Here is a 15485-nt window from a genome sequence, read left to right as displayed (position 1 = left end):
CCGCGACGCGGCCCCTACTCCGTCCTGCGCAAAAACGCCCCGAACGCGCGCGGGCCGTCGCCGGTCTTGACCTCGCCGATCACCTTCAGCTCGGCTGCGTCGATGATATGAAGCGTGTTGCTCTCCCAGCAGGCGACGATGACGCGCTTGCCGTCCGCGGTCGCGGCGATGCCTTCGGGGTAGTCGCCGACATTGATGCGCGTCACCGGCTTGAGCGTTGCGAGATCGAACACGCTGACGGTGCCGCCATACTGGTCGGTGACGAAGCCGCGGCCCAGCGTCAGCGCTACCGCATAGGGACGCATCCCGACCGGCACGCGGCCGATCTCGCGCGCTTCGGCGATGTCGATCACCGAGACGTCGTTGGAGCCGACATTGGCGGTGTAGGCGCGCCTGCCGCCGGCATCGATGGTGACGCCGAACGGGCGGGTGCCGACCTTGATGGTCGCCTTGCGCGCACGCGTCGTCGTATCCACCACCGAGACGCTGTCGTCGTCGCGGTCGGCCGAGAGCAGCAGATGGCCGTCAGGCGTCACCGCCAGCCCTGACGGCGAGGCGCCGACCGCAATGCTGGCGGTAACGCTGCGCGAGGCCGTATCGATCACACGCACCGCCGCCGCGTACCAGTCCGCGACATAGACGGTGCGGCCATCAGGCGCGACGGCAATGCCAAGCGGCCCGCCGCCGACCTCGATCCGCCCAATAACCTGCCGCGTTGCCGCGTCGACCACCGTCACGGCCTTGGCATCCGGGCTCGTCACATAGGCAAAGCGCCCGTCCGCGCTGACGGCGACGCCCGCCGGCTTGCCGCCGATCGGGATCGTCGCAACGCTGCGCGCCGTGGCGAGATCCACGACCATCAGATCGTCGCTGAGCTGGTTGGTGACGAACGCCTCTTCGGCAGTCGCGTGCGCGATGCCAATGAGGCAAAGGCTGGCGGCGAGCGCGGCCAGAACCGGCGCCCGCACGGTCAGCTTCCGCTCTCGATCTTCTTCTTCAGCGCCTCGAGGCCGGCTTGATAGAGCCCTCTCACCGCCTTGACCGCGGCCTCGTCGCTCAGCTCCGGCGGCGGATCGTTGTTGGGAAAGCCGCGGTAGAACGCGCCGGCCCATTCCAGCGTTGAGCCCTTGCCGTCGGCACTCGGCGTCACCGTCAGCGTCGAGGAATAATTGGTCACCGGCAGCGCCTTCACGTCCACATTGGTGATCCGGTAGGAATAGGTCATCGCGGCGGCGTCGAACTTGTAGAGCTCCTCGTCGACGGTCGCTCCTCCCGTCAGCGTCAGCTTCCGCGTCGCGCCGATCTCGTTGCCCTTCTCGCCCTCGGTCTTGGTGACCGGCGGAAGCCAGCTCATGTCCTGGAAATTGCCCATCGCCGCCCACACCTTGGCCGGCGGGGCGTTGATCTCGATGGATTCGCGCGCCTTCTGCCGGGTCGGCCCATGGGCCCAAACCGGCGCAAACGCCGCCGTCAAAGCCGCCGCTCCCGCAGCCGTCAGCACCGCGGCCATGACCGTGCGCCGTCCAATGGTCACCCTCATCTCGTTTCCTCATGCGTCTCGTTGATCGTGCGCGACTTGAGGCGCGCTGCGATCACCCTAGCGCATTTTGGGGCCGAGGGGAGACCGGTTCATGGCGCCGTTACGGCGGGTGCTCGCAGACCCACAACTGCTTGCGCCGCCCGGCGGGCAAAACACCCAACGGAAGGTCAATCATACCAAACAAAAAGAATTCTCTTTATCCGTATTTCGGATTACCGTATAGACAATCATCCCAACCCGGCCGAGGGGCGGATCGCGATCGTCACGAACGCGGGATGGGATGTGGTGGACGCGGGCGGCGCCGGCGCGAAGGTGGTTTGCAGGGCGGAGCGATCCGTGAGCGAACGCCACGCGCACACGACCGGTGCAGCCTTCGTACGGCAAAATCGTGTGGTCCTGGCGCCCGGGGTCTGTGCGCCAAGGCTTGCGGTGATGTGACGGCCCGACCGGGCCCGCAGCATCAGCCATCCGCAAGGCGACGGGGGCAATAGTGCATCGCTCCCCGGGGAGATCACGACATAAGCCGTAAAACCATTGCGCAGGGAAGGCCGGATGTTTGGCTTCACCTGTATGCCGCTGTGCACCTGTTTTCAGCGCATTTCGCGCACAGCGGAGCGCGGGTGCCAGCCGGCACCCGGCCTTCCCTGCGCCCTCGGCATTTTTGAGGGCGGTGACGACAGCAAAGCTCGGGCACGACGTGCCGCGAGAATGTGAAACCGCGCGGACTAGGTGGATTGAAATATGAAGACGATTTTGCGCTCGTGCCCCGGACGCGGCGCAGCGCCCCTTCGGCGGTGCGCTGCAGAGCCGGGGCCCATGCATCAGCAGCCCGTGCGGCTTCCTGGGTCCCGGCTCTGCGCCGCACCGCTACGCGCTGCGTCGCGTCCGGGACACGAGAGCGGAGAGCCTCGGAGAGCTGGCCCCATCCTCTCCCGCGCTTCGGAGTGATCGACTCATATCCGGCTTCCGACCCATTTCGACCGATCTTTTGATTGGAACATATCCGGAACGCAATCTTCGCGAAAGCTGCATCTGAGAAACATACAGCAACAAAACCCGGCATGCGTCGCTTGGAAGCAAATTGAAACCTAAGATTGCCGGAATCGTCGTAAGAGAACGCAGCTCTGAGATAGTTTGCTGGCATGAGGCCAGCTCCCACCTCGCGACCCGGCAATGATTGGCGGACGTCCGGGACCGTAAAGCCGCGAGGAATGCGCGATGGTATCAACGTATTTCGGTTACAGCTACATCACGCGCAATCTCAAGAATTCCCTGACGCGGGTCGAACAGCAACCGGACGTGGCGCGAGAGGCCGCCTATTACAAGGCCAACATCGGCAAGGTGAAGACCGTCGACGATTTTATGAAAGACTACCGCCTGTATCATTATGCAACGAAGGCGTACGGCCTGGAAGACATGGCGTACGCCAAGGCTTTCATGAAAAAGGTGCTGGAGAGCGACCTCTCCGATGCAAACAGCTTCGTCAACAAGCTGGTCGACAAGCGTTACCGCGAGTTCGCCGCGGCATTTTCCTTCAATGGGAGTGCAACGCCGGTTGCGCAATCGGAGAACCAAACCGACGAGACGATCGGTCTGTACACGGCGACCAAGAAGAGCCAGGTCGATGCAGTTGCCAACGACTCGAACTATTACAGCGCCGAAATCGGCAAGATCAGCAGTGCAGACCAACTCCTGAACAACGACCGTCTTCGCAACTATGTCTATTCGGCATACGGTATCGATCAAAGCAAGTGGCCGGCTGACACGATCAGCCAGGTCCTGCGCAGCGATCCATCCGATCCAAACAGCTACGTCAACACCACTTTCGCGTCTCAACTGACCGGCCTCAACGCCCAGCGTGCTCAAGCCCAATCAGATGTCAGCGCCTCCAACTTGAAGATTGCCGACTACACGGCCCAACTCTCGCAACCGGGCGCTAACGTGTCCCAGTTGAACGTCCAGATCCTCGTCGAAAAATATCACCTCGAGTCATATACCAACAGCATATCCAGCCTCAGCGACCAGATAACGACGATTGGCGGGTTCGTAGACCTGGCCGGCGCGTTCGAGTTTTTGCCCGACGGGTCGCTTCCGTCTGGCGTATCCGCGCAGACTGCTGCAAATGTCTCGATCACGAAACAGAGGTTCGACGACAGCAAGTCCGCCGTCTATTCGGCGGCAAGCCCGTTGAACGAAGCTTTTGCAATCAGGCAATTCAGAACTGCCATCCTCAAGATCAATTCAGTCCAGACGTTCGTATCGACACCAGGCGTGTATGATTTTGCGCTGGGAGCCGTCGGCCTCGATCCCGGAAACGTCTCGCCGGCGACTATCAAGGCCGTGCTCGAAAGCGACATCAACGACCCCACGAGCTACGTCTATACCCTCAAGGACAATCGATATTTAGAGCTGGCACGCGCCTTCAACTTCGACGCAAAAGGCAATCTGACGACCCCCTTGGTGGCTCAGGACTCGGCTGAAGTCCTCCAGATCGCGAAGGACTACGTCATTGGAGCGGTGAAGAGCGCAAGCACGGCAACTCCCCAGCAGCAGGCCGCAGTTCGGGCACAGGCCACGAAGGATGCGTCGGGATATCAGCAAGCCATCGCCGGCATCGACAGTGTTTCCGATCTTCTCGCAAACAGGCCGATGGTCGATTTCATTCTCTTGGCCAAGGGTCTGGATCCCAAGAAGGTCAGCACCGAATTTCTCAAGAAGATCTTCAGCTCCGACCTGAACGATCCAAAGAGCTTCGCGAACACGCAGAGCGATCCTCGCTTTGCCGAAATCGTGGCGTCGTTCAATTTCGACAGCAAGGGCAACGTCGCGCGCCTCCCGATGATGGGGCCTCAGAAGCGGGATCAATTCCGGGAAACACAAGCGAACTATCTCCAGCAAAGCCTGGAGCAGCAGCAAGGCGATACGAATCCCGGCGTGCGCCTGGCGCTGTATTTCCAGCGAAAGGCGGGGGAAATCACATCCGCATACGACATCCTTGCCGACAAGGCTCTTTCGGAGGTGTTCAGGACCACCTTCGATCTGCCTGACTCGATGGCTGCGATGCCGATCGATCAGCAGGCCAAGTTCGTAGACAGATTCATGAAGATCAAGGATCTCTCCGATCCCGCGAAGGTTGCAAAGCTGTTGAACCGTTTCTCCGCCATGTATGACGTCAGAAACAGCCAGAGCACCGGCCAGGGTCAATCTCCCTTGCTCGACCTCTTTCAAGGATCGAGCTCGGGGGTAAGTCAATCCACGTTCTTGGCCATTGCCAAACTACGTTCTCACCCCTGACGACCGCTCGCCGACTAGCCCAACACCTCGAGCACCAGCTCCATGGTCATCAGCACCGGATTGTCACCACGGATCAGACGGCCCTGCGCAATGCCGCCGGTGTAATCGATCAGGCCGATATCCAGCGCAGCTTCGAGCGCACCGGAACGAACGGGCGCAATCGTGCCGGCCACTATCGCCAGCTCAGTCGCAAACGGCTCGGTCACGCCACCATGGATGAAGCGCGCGCCAATGGTCGAGCCGACGCCGCCGTGGATTTTTGCGCGCGCGATGCCGTGCCCGCGGCAAAACTCCTCGAGGCAGCCGGGAAAATCCTGGTTGGGGCGCAGGCGGAGCGCGAAGGCACGGCTGGTCGTGCGCGCGCCGGTGCTCGCGGCAGCGACCGGCCCGAACAGCTTGAAATTGGTCTCGGAGTCGGGCTCGGCGGTGAACATCGCACCATCGAGACCGAAGGCCTCGACCTCGAACGGTTCGGCGACATCAGTCTCGTCCGGCAGCATGTGGCCGCCGCTGGCGCGGCCATCGGCCTCCGTCCACAGCCCATGGCAATGAAAGAACGGCGCGCCGTCGCGCATGCCCAGCGTCATGCTGCCGAGCTTCGTGCGCGTCACGCCGCTGGGCCTGAAGGTCTCGCTGTAGAACGCGGCGTTCTCGCTGGTCTTCGACAGCGCCGGCATGACATAGGCGAACGGCCCGAGCGCGCCGCGCCCGAAGCTCAGCACGCCGCCGGCAAATCCCTCTGCGGCAAAACCGCGGCGCGCCGCCTCCAGCAACGGCAGACCTGCTTGAAGCGTGAAGGAGAAAGCGCGTCCCCTCGCCTCCACCCATTGGATACGCTCTGCGACGGGTGCGCCTGGCTGCTTGATAGTCCGCATCGCGTACGCTCAGCCCTGTGACTTGTCGAGATCGAGCAGCCCGCGCGCCTCGAGCTCGTCGCGAACCATTCGTTTTGGAATTTTGCCGTAGCCGGACTTCGGCAGCGCCTCCCAGAAGAAGAACCGCTTAGGCATTTTGTAGCGCGGCACCTTGGAGCCGAGGAACGCCGCCATCTCCGCTTCGCTCACCGGCTTCTCGCCTTCGCGCGCGACGCAGACGGCAACGCCGACCTCGCCCCAGATCGCATCCGGCACGCCGAGCACGGCGACCTCGCCGACGCAAGGATGCGTCAAGATCTTCTCCTCGATCTCGCGCGGATAGATGTTGGAGCCGCCGGAGATGTACATGTCGGAGGCGCGTCCGGTGATGTAGACGAACCCCTCCTCGTCCATGTGGCCGAGATCGCCGGTGCGGAACCAGCCGTTGCGGAACGCCTTCGCATTGGCTTCGGGATTGTCGTAGTAGCCGGCAAGCACCGCGGGGCCGATCACGCAGATCTCGCCGCTCTGGTTGGCGCCGAGTTCGCGGCCCTCGTCGTCCTGGATCGAGACCTGCATGCCGGTACGCTCGAAACCACAGGTGCCGATCTTCGCGTGCGGCCCGTCCTCGGGATCATGCAGCGCCGCCGGCAGCACCGTGATGTTGCCGGTAACCTCGCCCAGACCGAAATATTGCACGATGACCTTGCCGAGCTTCTTCAGCGCAGCCTTCTGGTCCTCGCGATACATCGGCGCACCCGCATAGATCACCTGGCGCAGCGAGGAATGATCGTATTTGTCGGCGGCGGGATGCTCGACCATCATCTTCAGAATGGTCGGCACCACGAAGAGATTGCTGACGCGATGCGCCTCGATCAGGCGGAACGCCTCGTCGATGTCGAATTTCTCCGTCGGCAGCAGCACGGTGCGCACGCCGCGCGCGGTCTGAACCAGCTGATGCACGCCGGCGCCATGCGACAGCGGTGCCACCACCAGCGAGGCATCTGTTTCCGTGACGCCGGGCGTGAGATCGGCGAGATGGTTGGTGACGACAAAACCCATCTGGCCGTGGGTGAGCACCGCAGCCTTGGAGCGGCCGGTGGTCCCCGATGTGAAGAAGAACCAGCAGGGATCGTCGTGCTCGACCGCGACGTTCCCGACCATCGTGCCGGCGCGCGACGCGACGGCATCCGCAACCGACGTCTCGGCAAATGGCGCCCGACCGTCGATGCTCCAGGTGAATTCCAGCGCGCCACCCTTCACCGCTGCGGCGTGCTCGGGAAAATCGACGTGGCACAGAAACGCCTTCGCGCCGGAGGCCTGCGCGAGATAGGCGACCTCGTCCGGCATCAGGCGGAAATTGGTCGGCACCCAGACGGCGCCGAGCCGAAACGCCGCGAACATCGAAAAGAACATCTCGTCGCCGTTCTTGGAATGGACGAGGATGCGATCGCCCTTCGTGATGCCGCGCGCCGCGAGGGCTGCCGCCAGCGCCGAGACCTGCGCGTCGATCTCGCGCCATATCCAGGATCTGTGGCCCCAGACGAAACCGGGTCGCGATCCATGCCGCCGCGCATTCTGGGTCAGCATGTGGGCGAGATTCATGACGCGGCGGGACATGCGCAGGGGCTGCATCGGGCTTCCTCTTCGACGGCGGACGGCACGCAAGCCGCCCGCTCATTGAGGCCCATTTATCGCCATAGCCAGTGCCCCTGCAAGGCCACCAGCCGCGAACCTGCCTTAAGGCTGCTTGAACGCGAACGGCGCCACCGAGATGGCCCTCTCCTTGACGCGAGCCTGCGCGCCAAAGCCGCCGCAATAGCTGCCGTGCAGATCGAAGCGGATGGTGCGCGCGGCGCCGCGCTTCATCGGCGGCGCCGCGAGCTTGTAGCTGCGGACATAGCCGTCGAACACGAGGCGCACACTGCCATCCGGCAACGCGACCAGGATGTTCATGACGCAGCCGCCGGTTCCGCAATAAGTTGTCTCGCGATCACCGCATTTGGTGTCGCGAAAATCGACGATGTAGTCGTCGCGGCCGTCGCCGGTCAGGTCGATCCTGCGCACCGTGTCCGGCGCGAAGGTCACCGCGCCGCCGCCCTGGCTCTCGCATTCCTCGTTGGCGTAGCGCACAGCCTTCTGCACGCCGGGCGGATAGTCGGCAGGATTGAACGGCTTTGCGTCGTCGGCGCGGGCAGCGATTGCGAACAGTACGAGCAGGACCATCAGGTATCGCATTCGCATTGGCCGTCAGGCGCGGCCGCGGTCGTTCAGGGAATTTTAAACATGATCGGCGCAACCTTCGTCAGTTCTCGCGTACAGAGTGCCGCATCATGGTCAAAGCGCCCGCCCTCCTCCTGTTGTCGCTGGCGCTCGCCGGATGTGCAATGGCGCCGCAAGCGCATCTGGCTTCCGATCCCGCCTTCAAGCCAGCGCGCTATGCCTGGGATGGCGCCGGCGTGGATCCCAATCACCCGCGTGCTGCCTCAGAACCAACACGGACCGCCGCCCGATCTGAGCGCAACAGGTCGCAAGCCGAGCTTCAACCCTATTCGAAGGAATGGTGGCAGGCTCAGGACGGCATCGAGGCCGAGCAGGACGCCGGGGTCAACCGTTCCCTCGTCATCTGCCAGGGCTGCCTGCGCCCGCAGCCGCAGCCCGAGGATTCCAGGCTCGCCAAAGCGACAGATTGAACCGATCGGCCTTCACCGGTCAGCGCAACGTCTGGAAACCCGCCGACCTGACCATGCGTTATGACTTCGTGCGCGAGGCCAATAGCTGGAAGATCGACGACATTAGGGGCTCCTCCGACGGCGAAGCCTGGTCGATCCACAAGATGCTGACGGATTCGCTGAAGAGCTGACCGGGAGACGACATGAGCGAAATCATCAACAACAAGGCCCATCAGCGCTATGAGCTGGAGGTCGAGGGCCATCTCGCGACCGAACATTACAAGCTCGACGGCAATGTCATCACGTTCGAGCATACGGACGTGCCGAAGGAACTCGGCGGCAAGGGCGTTGGCTCGAAGCTGGTGCAAGGCGCGCTCGATCAGGTCCGCGCGGCCGGATTGAAGCTGATCCCACAATGCCCATTCGTGAAAGCGTGGATCGAGAAGCACCCGGCGTACGCGGATCTGGTGAAGAGATGAGCGAGAGCAGACCCGCCGATCGCGCGGCGGGCCTGCTGACATCTACAGCCTATTGCCCGTGCCTCAGCATATCCTGGTCACTCAGATCCCAGTCCTGCCACAGCTGGAGGACGCCGAGGACCACCGCCACCGCTCCGAGACTCGTATGGTAGACCCGGAGAAAACCTTCACCGGAATAGCCGAGCATGTAGGGCGAGACGATGAGCCACAGCCCAACCACGATCGTTGCCACCTCCTGCCAGCGCTGCAAGGCGACATATTCAAGCTGGCTGAGCCCAAATACGACGAGGCCGATCGCGACCGTGTTCACGATTATCATCTGCTGTCCGCCGATCGGCGAGTGCTCCTGGATGGGGAACCATGGCGACGCGACAATCAGCGCGCCCAGCACCATTCCGCACCAGTCTTCCCATGTGCGATGAGTATTCAAGAAACCAAAGTCCGACATAGTACCCTCCTCCAAAAGAGGCATACGTCGGCGGCTGGCAATCATGACACTCCGAATGTCTAGCGACCTGCCGGCCGCATTCGGGCGTATGTCCTGTAGAGGACGTGGGAATCGTCGTGGAACTTGCAAGAGCGACGTCGGGGATTATTTGCGGTCGCCGCGCGATGTTCAAGCTCAGATCGCACTGCAGCTACGAGCCCCAGGCTTCTGCGCGCCTCGCACACAGTCCCCACACAGGCCTCCCAAGCCGAGCCTTCGGTCGCCGGAGCCGGCGATGTCGAGACCAGCGCGGCGGCAGCGCCACGGGGCTGATCGGGACACGCATCTTTCAGATATCTCCCCTGCGGCAACCTTCTTTGGTCGCGGCTTGGCAAGGGCGGGGTCAGGCGCCTAAAGCATGATCCGGAAAAGTGCGAAGCGGTTTTCCGAAAAGATCATGCTCAACAACAACCTAAAGCGCGATGATGATTCATCCTCATCTCATCGCGCTTTAGTTCAGACAACAGGCAGCACTTCGGAAGGACCCGGCATGGCGGCATCGGTACGCAACAACAAGGACATGAGCCGCTTCGAGCTCGATGTCGGGAGCGAGATCGCCTTCGCCAATTACCGGCTGACGTCGTCGGCCGTGATCATCACCCACACCGAGACGCCGCGTGCGCTACGCGGCCGCGGCATCGCCTCGGAGCTGGTCAAGGGCGCGCTGGACTTGATCCGCCGCGACGGAAGGAAGGTCATCGCCGGCTGCGGCTTCGTCGTCGACTATCTCGACAAGTATCCGGAGGATGCGGATCTTGTCGCATAAAGCAAAAGGGCCCGCGCGATGGCGGGCCCCTGCGGCGACCGGGCGATCGGTCAGTGCTTGATCTCGGGCGGCAGCTTGCCGCCATTGGCGGCGAGCTTGGACATCACCTGCTTGTGCAGCCAGACGTTCATGCTCGCGGAATCGTTGGTGTCGCCGCTGTAGCCGAGCTCCTTGGCGAGGTCCTTGCGCGCAGCGAGGCTGGAATCAATGTCGAGCGCCTTCATGAGGTCGACGATCGAGGTGCGCCATTCCAGCTTCTCGCCCTTGTGCGCGGCGACCGCCGCGTCGACGATCGAAGCAACGTCCACCGTTGGCGCGGACGCTGGCGCCGATGCGCCCGGCGCGGCCCCTGCGGGCGCGGTGCCCGACGGTGCGCTGCCTGCGGGCGCGGCGGAAGCTGGCTGGCTGCCGAAGATCGCGCCCATAATTTTCCCGAAAATGCTCATGTCTGCTCCCCGAAAAGGATCCGTTGGAAGGGCCTTGAGTGGCACTTATAGACGAAGTTACGTCGTTGCGCCCGCGAAGTTCCGCGAACCAACACGCAGCATCAGCTTATCTGCGGCGAAATGACGACCGAATGACATCATCGAGGTTGCACTGCGGCATCGAATCTTACCCAGGCGTGAGGGACAGGACTCGCAAATGGGCGTACGCTTGATGTTCAGCTCGCGATGCCATCCGGAATTCGCGTCTGGTCGGGATCGCGAAACTCAGAATAGCGGCCGCTTGCGCCGTTTGCCGGCGCCGGATTCGGCCGCATGGCAAGGGAGCTAGCAACCATGGCCACACTCTACCAGGGCAATGTACCCAGCATGGCCCAGACCGCGGAAGCGGCTGGACCGGTGATCCGAACCATCCAACTCTCCGATCTGCACGATGCGCTCAAGCGCGGCTGGGAAGATTTCAAGGCGGTGCCGAGCCATGCCATAATCCTCTGCGTGATCTATCCTGTGCTGGGCCTCGTGCTCGCCCGCGTGGTGATGGGCTATTCGGTGCTGCCGCTGTTGTTCCCGCTGGCCGCGGGCTTCGCGCTGGTCGGCCCGTTCGCCGCTCTCGGTCTTTATGAGCTTTCCAGTCGGCGCGAACGCTATGACGAGGCCAGCGCCTGGGATGCCATGGAGGTGCTGCGTTCGCCCTCCTTCGGCGCCATGCTCGGTCTCGGCGCGCTGCTGCTCGCCCTGTTCGTGACCTGGGTTGCGACCGCGCAGGCGATCTACGTCGCGGCGTTCGGCTATGAGGGCGCGTCCGGGATCTCGGATTTTCTGACGCGCGTTCTCACGAGCCAGCAAGGCTGGTGGCTGATCGTGGTCGGCTGCAGCACCGGCTTCCTGTTCGCGCTTGCCGCGCTCTGCATCAGCGCCGTGTCGTTCCCGTTGATGCTCGACCGTCATGCTGGCGCGTTCGAGGCGATGGTGACGTCGCTGCGCGTCGTCGCGAAGAACCCGGTGCCGATGGCGGCCTGGGGCCTGATCGTGGCGGTACTGCTGGCGCTGGGCACGATCCCGGCCTTCCTCGGCCTTGCCGTGGTGATCCCCCTGCTCGGCCATGCCACCTGGCATCTCTACCGCAAGGTGATCGTGTCCGATCCGGGCGCGCGTCCGGTGCCGCCTCCGCCGCATCGTCCGCGCAAGCCGGCCGCCGACTTCCCCGCCAACCTCTTCCCTTGGCGCAATCGGACCGACGCCTGACGATATCGTGACATGCGATCCTGCCCCCGGTTCGGGCAGGATCGCACACTGTCAAACGCCTTGCTTTGGCCGCGGTTACCATCGAGATTGCGCCCGCCGGTCAGATCACTTCACGGAATTAATTTACTCGAATGACCCCGACGATTTCTCGTCTCGCCCTCGCAGCCTTAGCCATCTCCGCGTCAATCCTATCCGCCCAGCCAGCGCTTGCCGCTGTTGCCTGTGGTTCAGGCAATTTCGACGCGTGGCTTGCGGACTTCAAAACCGACGCCGCGGCCAAAGGCGTCTCGCAACAGGCCATTTCCGCCGGGCTCGCGGGCGTGACGCTCGATCAGAGCGTGCTCAACCGCGACCGATCGCAAAAGGTCTTCACCCAGACCTTCGAGGAGTTTTCCGGCCGGATGGTGCCGCCGCGCATGCAGCGCGGCTCCAACATGATGAAGCAATACGGCTCCGTGCTGTCGCGCATCGAGCAGACCTACGGCGTGCCTGGCGAGGTGCTGGTCGCGATCTGGGGTCTCGAGACCGATTTCGGCGTCAACATCGGCAAGTTTGCGACCATCCGCTCGCTGGCGACGCTGGCCTATGACTGCCGCCGCGCCGAGCAGTTTCGCGGTGAGTTGATAGATGCGTTGCGCATCGTCCAACGCGGAGACCTCGCACCGGCCGACATGAAGGGCGCCTGGGCCGGCGAGCTCGGCCAGACCCAGTTCATGCCGTCGTCCTGGATGAAATATGCTGTCGATTTCGACGGCAATGGCAAGCGCGACCTCCTGCACAACGCACCCGACGTGCTCGCCTCCACTGCGAACTATCTCGCGGGTTATGGCTGGCAGCGCGGCAAGGACTGGCAGCCCGGCAGTCCGAATTTTACGGTGCTCCAGCAATGGAATAAGAGCGAGGTCTATTCCAGGACCGTCGCCCATTTCGCGACCCAGCTCGCGCACGCCCCTTAAATACTTGCTGACAAAACGCGTAGGGCCGATCGCCCGGCGACCGGCCCTCTCGTGGTGCGTTTACTTCATGGTGGCGTGCATCGCCTTGTTCAGATGCGCGCCGCACGCACCCATTTTGCCGTTGAGCAGCGAATCCTGCGCAGCCGCGATCTCCTTCTGCGCGACGAACTTGCCGTCACCATCGGCCATGTTCTCGATCGCGGTCTCGGTCTTCTCCAGATTGGCCGAGCTGCAGCCGCCGGCGGCGTGCTTGGCGGCCTGGGCCGGCGCGACGGCGAGTGCGATGGCGGCAATTGCGATAACCCCGAGTAACTTCGTCATGACGTTACCTTCCTTCTCTTGTTCTTGGGACAGAGCCAGCGACATTGCCGGAATCTGCGACATGACTTTCCTCCGGACGCGGCAACTTGCCGCAATAAATTCCCCGCGAGAATTGCGTGATGTTGCGCGCCGCGCAGAGGCGCATGCAAAATTTCTGATTTTCATTACACCCTTGTAATGAACTCCACACGTTCGGCGGGTGTTCACTGCACCAAGGCGACGGTTGGGGCTAATGAGGCGGGCTAACGAGGCGGGATCAGATCGTCGTGGCTTGCTGCCCTTCGTCATGTGGCGATTCTGCCAGAAGTCAGGCGAATCGCTGGCCACAGCTGCCGGAAAAAGTCCGCTAGCGTCAATATAATGAACTAATGTTCATTACTAAACCTTCCCTCTCATGCGATTCGCGCATGCGAGACTTGGGTATAGAAGCTGGTCAATCGCCTTGCGAACGACTGGAACGCAGCTTATTTCGTCTCCGACTGGAACTGGCCGAACGGCATTAACTCCGTGAATTCACGGATATTTATGGCGCTCAATTGCCTATTCCGCCTACCCTTTGGGCGGGAGTGCGCTCGCGTTAATCGTCCGTTACCAACGCTATGCACTTGGCGCTTAGCTGCATCGCAACATCGGAACTTTCGCACTGCACCACACTCACCTATATTCATTTTAACGATGAGGCTCGGGCAAGAGCTGAATCGAACTACAGGAGACTACCAATGCTGCTCTCGCTCATCCGCATGATCCAGGCTTTCCGGGACTATCAGCGCAATGTTGCCGAGCTGTCCCAGCTCAGCGATCGCGAACTGGCCGATATCGGCCTCGATCGCTCGGACATCCCGCGCGTTGCCGCCGGTCAGTATCAGGGCTGATATCGTTCAGCCCTTAACCGGACGAACCGATAGCGCCCGCCTCGTGCGGGCGTTGTCGCATCCGGGGGCAGAAAACTCGATCTCGGCGATTCCACTCGCCGCCGAAAAGCGCTACCTGTCCGCCCCATGACAGGACCCCAATCCAATTCCGTGCACGTCATCGGCGCAGGCCTTGCCGGCTCCGAAGCCGCCTGGCAGGTGGCCAAATCCGGCGTGCCCGTGGTGCTGCACGAGATGCGGCCGACCCGCATGACCGAGGCACACCGCACCGACGGGCTTGCCGAGCTCGTCTGCTCCAATTCGTTCCGCTCGGACGATGCCGCCAACAATGCCGTCGGCCTGCTGCATGCCGAGATGCGCCGCCTCGACTCGCTGATCATGCGCGCAGCCGACGCCAACCAGGTACCCGCCGGCGGCGCGCTGGCGGTCGACCGCGACGGCTTCTCGGCGGCCGTCACCAAGGCGCTGAACGATCATCCCCTGATCGAGATCGCCCGCAGCGAGGTCGCAGGCCTGCCGCCGGCCGAATGGAGCAACGTCATCGTTGCGACCGGTCCCCTCACCTCGGCGCCGCTGGCCGACGCCATCCGCGAGCTGACCGACGAGAACGCGCTCGCCTTCTTCGACGCGATCGCACCGATCGTGCACCGCGAATCCATCGACATGTCGGCGGCCTGGTTCCAGTCGCGCTACGACAAGGTCGGTCCCGGCGGCACCGGTGCCGACTACATCAACTGCGCCATGACCAAGGAGCAGTATGACGGCTTCGTCGCCGCGCTGGTCGCCGGCGAGAAGACCGAGTTCAAGGAGTGGGAAACCAACACGCCCTATTTCGACGGCTGCCTGCCGATCGAGGTCATGGCGGAACGCGGTCCCGAGACCTTGCGACATGGGCCGATGAAGCCGGTCGGCCTCACCAATCCGCACGATCCCACCACAAAAGCCTACGCGATCGTGCAGCTGCGCCAGGACAACAAGCTCGGCACGCTCTACAACATCGTCGGCTTCCAGACGAAGCTGAAATACGGCGAGCAGCAACGCATCTTCCGCACCATTCCGGGGCTGGAGAAGGCCGAATTCGCCCGCCTCGGCGGCCTGCATCGCAACACCTTCCTCAACTCGCCAAAGCTGCTCGACGGACAGTTGCGCCTGCGCGCGCAGCCGCGGCTGCGTTTTGCCGGCCAGATGACGGGCTGCGAGGGCTATGTGGAATCCGCCAGCGTCGGCCTGATCGCCGGCCTCTATGCGGCAGCCGACGCGCGCGGCGAACGGCTTGCGAGCCCGCCGGCCACGACGGCGCTCGGATCCCTGCTCGGCCACATCACCGGCGGCCATATCGAGACCATCGAGCCGGGCACGCGCTCGTTTCAGCCTATGAACATCAATTTCGGCCTGTTCCCGCCGCTCGCCAGCGCTCCGACGAAGAAGCCCGACGGAAGCCGGCTGCGCGGGAACGAAAAGACCGTGGCCAAGAAGCAAGCGATGAGTGCGCTGGCGCTCGCCGATCTCGATCGGTGGATCGCCGATCACCTGCGCATTGCCGCCGCGGCGTGAGT

17 protein-coding genes are annotated in these 15485 nt (G+C 63.0%); 9 read left to right on the top strand and 8 right to left on the bottom strand.

The window, feature by feature from the left end; all coding sequences use genetic code 11:
* Positions 1-14 precede the first annotated feature (14 nt).
* Together QCM77_RS22230 and QCM77_RS22225 are read right to left on the bottom strand one after the other, a co-directional pair.
* Positions 15-968, bottom strand: coding sequence for a YVTN family beta-propeller repeat protein (locus QCM77_RS22230; protein ID WP_279684900.1), 954 nt, complete (start codon positions 966-968; stop codon positions 15-17).
* Positions 969-970: 2 nt separating this feature from the next.
* The gene (locus QCM77_RS22225) at positions 971-1540 is read right to left on the bottom strand and encodes an SRPBCC family protein (RefSeq protein WP_279663721.1); all 570 of its coding nucleotides are present in this window, start codon (positions 1538-1540) and stop codon (positions 971-973) included.
* Between the two features lie 1218 nt (positions 1541-2758).
* On the opposite strand from QCM77_RS22225, the gene QCM77_RS22220 reads away from it, so the two are divergent.
* A complete protein-coding gene (locus QCM77_RS22220; RefSeq protein WP_279663722.1) occupies positions 2759-4834 on the top strand; it encodes a DUF1217 domain-containing protein in 2076 nt (691 codons plus the stop codon).
* A gap of 14 nt (positions 4835-4848) precedes the next feature.
* Here the strand turns inward: QCM77_RS22220 and QCM77_RS22215 are convergent, their stop codons facing one another.
* From QCM77_RS22215 to QCM77_RS22205, 3 genes are all read right to left on the bottom strand, one after another.
* Complete coding sequence (locus QCM77_RS22215; RefSeq protein WP_279663724.1) at positions 4849-5709, bottom strand: PCC domain-containing protein; 861 nt, start codon at positions 5707-5709, stop codon at positions 4849-4851.
* 9 nt (positions 5710-5718) lie between these two features.
* Entirely contained in the window at positions 5719-7323 is a 1605-nt protein-coding gene (locus QCM77_RS22210) for an acyl-CoA synthetase (protein WP_279663727.1), read from the bottom strand.
* 105 nt (positions 7324-7428) lie between these two features.
* A complete protein-coding gene (locus tag QCM77_RS22205) occupies positions 7429-7914 on the bottom strand; it encodes a hypothetical protein (protein WP_279663728.1) in 486 nt (161 codons plus the stop codon).
* A gap of 107 nt (positions 7915-8021) precedes the next feature.
* Here QCM77_RS22205 and QCM77_RS22200 point away from each other — a divergent pair, with 107 nt between their 5' ends.
* The 3 genes from QCM77_RS22200 to QCM77_RS22190 are packed head-to-tail and all read left to right on the top strand — an operon-like array spanning position 8022 to position 8839.
* Positions 8022-8381, top strand: coding sequence for a hypothetical protein (locus tag QCM77_RS22200; RefSeq protein ID WP_279663729.1), 360 nt, complete (start codon positions 8022-8024; stop codon positions 8379-8381).
* Complete coding sequence (locus QCM77_RS22195; protein WP_462676349.1) at positions 8378-8551, top strand: hypothetical protein; 174 nt, start codon at positions 8378-8380, stop codon at positions 8549-8551. The genes QCM77_RS22200 and QCM77_RS22195 overlap by 4 nt, the downstream gene beginning before the upstream one ends.
* Positions 8552-8563: 12 nt before the next feature.
* Positions 8564-8839 carry a GNAT family N-acetyltransferase gene (locus QCM77_RS22190; protein ID WP_279663730.1) on the top strand — a complete coding sequence of 92 codons (276 nt, stop codon included), beginning with the start codon at positions 8564-8566 and terminating at the stop codon, positions 8837-8839.
* 49 nt (positions 8840-8888) lie between these two features.
* On the opposite strand, the gene QCM77_RS22185 is transcribed toward QCM77_RS22190, so the two are convergent.
* Positions 8889-9287, bottom strand: coding sequence for an SPW repeat protein (locus tag QCM77_RS22185; RefSeq protein ID WP_279663731.1), 399 nt, complete (start codon positions 9285-9287; stop codon positions 8889-8891).
* A 529-nt stretch (positions 9288-9816) separates the two neighbouring features.
* Between QCM77_RS22185 and QCM77_RS22180 the strand changes: the two genes are divergently transcribed.
* Complete coding sequence (locus tag QCM77_RS22180; RefSeq protein WP_279663732.1) at positions 9817-10092, top strand: GNAT family N-acetyltransferase; 276 nt, start codon at positions 9817-9819, stop codon at positions 10090-10092.
* A 50-nt stretch (positions 10093-10142) separates the two neighbouring features.
* Here QCM77_RS22180 and QCM77_RS22175 read toward each other — a convergent pair whose 3' ends face one another.
* The gene (locus tag QCM77_RS22175) at positions 10143-10538 is read right to left on the bottom strand and encodes a DUF3597 domain-containing protein (RefSeq protein ID WP_279663733.1); all 396 of its coding nucleotides are present in this window, start codon (positions 10536-10538) and stop codon (positions 10143-10145) included.
* Between the two features lie 333 nt (positions 10539-10871).
* On the opposite strand from QCM77_RS22175, the gene QCM77_RS22170 reads away from it, so the two are divergent.
* Both QCM77_RS22170 and QCM77_RS22165 read left to right on the top strand, forming a co-directional pair.
* Positions 10872-11780: a DUF2189 domain-containing protein gene (locus QCM77_RS22170; RefSeq protein WP_279663734.1), complete on the top strand. Its 909-nt coding sequence runs from the start codon at positions 10872-10874 to the stop codon at positions 11778-11780.
* A gap of 131 nt (positions 11781-11911) precedes the next feature.
* Positions 11912-12736 carry a lytic murein transglycosylase gene (locus tag QCM77_RS22165; protein ID WP_279663735.1) on the top strand — a complete coding sequence of 275 codons (825 nt, stop codon included), beginning with the start codon at positions 11912-11914 and terminating at the stop codon, positions 12734-12736.
* 60 nt (positions 12737-12796) lie between these two features.
* Here QCM77_RS22165 and QCM77_RS22160 read toward each other — a convergent pair whose 3' ends face one another.
* Positions 12797-13120 carry a hypothetical protein gene (locus QCM77_RS22160; RefSeq protein WP_279663736.1) on the bottom strand — a complete coding sequence of 108 codons (324 nt, stop codon included), beginning with the start codon at positions 13118-13120 and terminating at the stop codon, positions 12797-12799.
* Between the two features lie 656 nt (positions 13121-13776).
* Here QCM77_RS22160 and QCM77_RS22155 point away from each other — a divergent pair.
* Together QCM77_RS22155 and trmFO are read left to right on the top strand one after the other, a co-directional pair.
* Positions 13777-13929, top strand: a complete 153-nt coding sequence (locus QCM77_RS22155; RefSeq protein WP_007590701.1) for a DUF1127 domain-containing protein — start codon at positions 13777-13779, stop codon at positions 13927-13929.
* 126 nt (positions 13930-14055) lie between these two features.
* The gene (gene trmFO / locus QCM77_RS22150) at positions 14056-15483 is read left to right on the top strand and encodes a methylenetetrahydrofolate--tRNA-(uracil(54)-C(5))-methyltransferase (FADH(2)-oxidizing) TrmFO (RefSeq protein ID WP_279663768.1); all 1428 of its coding nucleotides are present in this window, start codon (positions 14056-14058) and stop codon (positions 15481-15483) included.
* The last annotated feature ends 2 nt before the right edge of the window (positions 15484-15485 follow it).

The sequence above is a fragment of the Bradyrhizobium nivariense genome (assembly GCF_029846695.2).
GTDB lineage: Bacteria > Pseudomonadota > Alphaproteobacteria > Rhizobiales > Xanthobacteraceae > Bradyrhizobium.
This window is presented reverse-complemented; position numbering and strand designations above follow the sequence as displayed.

What these genes read in the sequence shown, in the direction of transcription:
- QCM77_RS22225 (WP_279663721.1), bottom strand. Translation starts at nt 1,540, where the DNA reads ATGAGGGTGACCATTGGACGGCGCACGGTCATGGCCGCGGTGCTGACG.
- QCM77_RS22220 (WP_279663722.1), top strand. Translation starts at nt 2,759, where the DNA reads ATGGTATCAACGTATTTCGGTTACAGCTACATCACGCGCAATCTCAAG.
- QCM77_RS22215 (WP_279663724.1), bottom strand. Translation starts at nt 5,709, where the DNA reads ATGCGGACTATCAAGCAGCCAGGCGCACCCGTCGCAGAGCGTATCCAA.
- QCM77_RS22210 (WP_279663727.1), bottom strand. Translation starts at nt 7,323, where the DNA reads ATGCAGCCCCTGCGCATGTCCCGCCGCGTCATGAATCTCGCCCACATG.
- QCM77_RS22205 (WP_279663728.1), bottom strand. Translation starts at nt 7,914, where the DNA reads ATGGTCCTGCTCGTACTGTTCGCAATCGCTGCCCGCGCCGACGACGCA.
- QCM77_RS22200 (WP_279663729.1), top strand. Translation starts at nt 8,022, where the DNA reads ATGGTCAAAGCGCCCGCCCTCCTCCTGTTGTCGCTGGCGCTCGCCGGA.
- QCM77_RS22190 (WP_279663730.1), top strand. Translation starts at nt 8,564, where the DNA reads ATGAGCGAAATCATCAACAACAAGGCCCATCAGCGCTATGAGCTGGAG.
- QCM77_RS22185 (WP_279663731.1), bottom strand. Translation starts at nt 9,287, where the DNA reads ATGTCGGACTTTGGTTTCTTGAATACTCATCGCACATGGGAAGACTGG.
- QCM77_RS22180 (WP_279663732.1), top strand. Translation starts at nt 9,817, where the DNA reads ATGGCGGCATCGGTACGCAACAACAAGGACATGAGCCGCTTCGAGCTC.
- QCM77_RS22175 (WP_279663733.1), bottom strand. Translation starts at nt 10,538, where the DNA reads ATGAGCATTTTCGGGAAAATTATGGGCGCGATCTTCGGCAGCCAGCCA.
- QCM77_RS22170 (WP_279663734.1), top strand. Translation starts at nt 10,872, where the DNA reads ATGGCCACACTCTACCAGGGCAATGTACCCAGCATGGCCCAGACCGCG.
- QCM77_RS22165 (WP_279663735.1), top strand. Translation starts at nt 11,912, where the DNA reads ATGACCCCGACGATTTCTCGTCTCGCCCTCGCAGCCTTAGCCATCTCC.
- QCM77_RS22160 (WP_279663736.1), bottom strand. Translation starts at nt 13,120, where the DNA reads ATGTCGCAGATTCCGGCAATGTCGCTGGCTCTGTCCCAAGAACAAGAG.
- QCM77_RS22155 (WP_007590701.1), top strand. Translation starts at nt 13,777, where the DNA reads ATGCTGCTCTCGCTCATCCGCATGATCCAGGCTTTCCGGGACTATCAG.
- trmFO (WP_279663768.1), top strand. Translation starts at nt 14,056, where the DNA reads ATGACAGGACCCCAATCCAATTCCGTGCACGTCATCGGCGCAGGCCTT.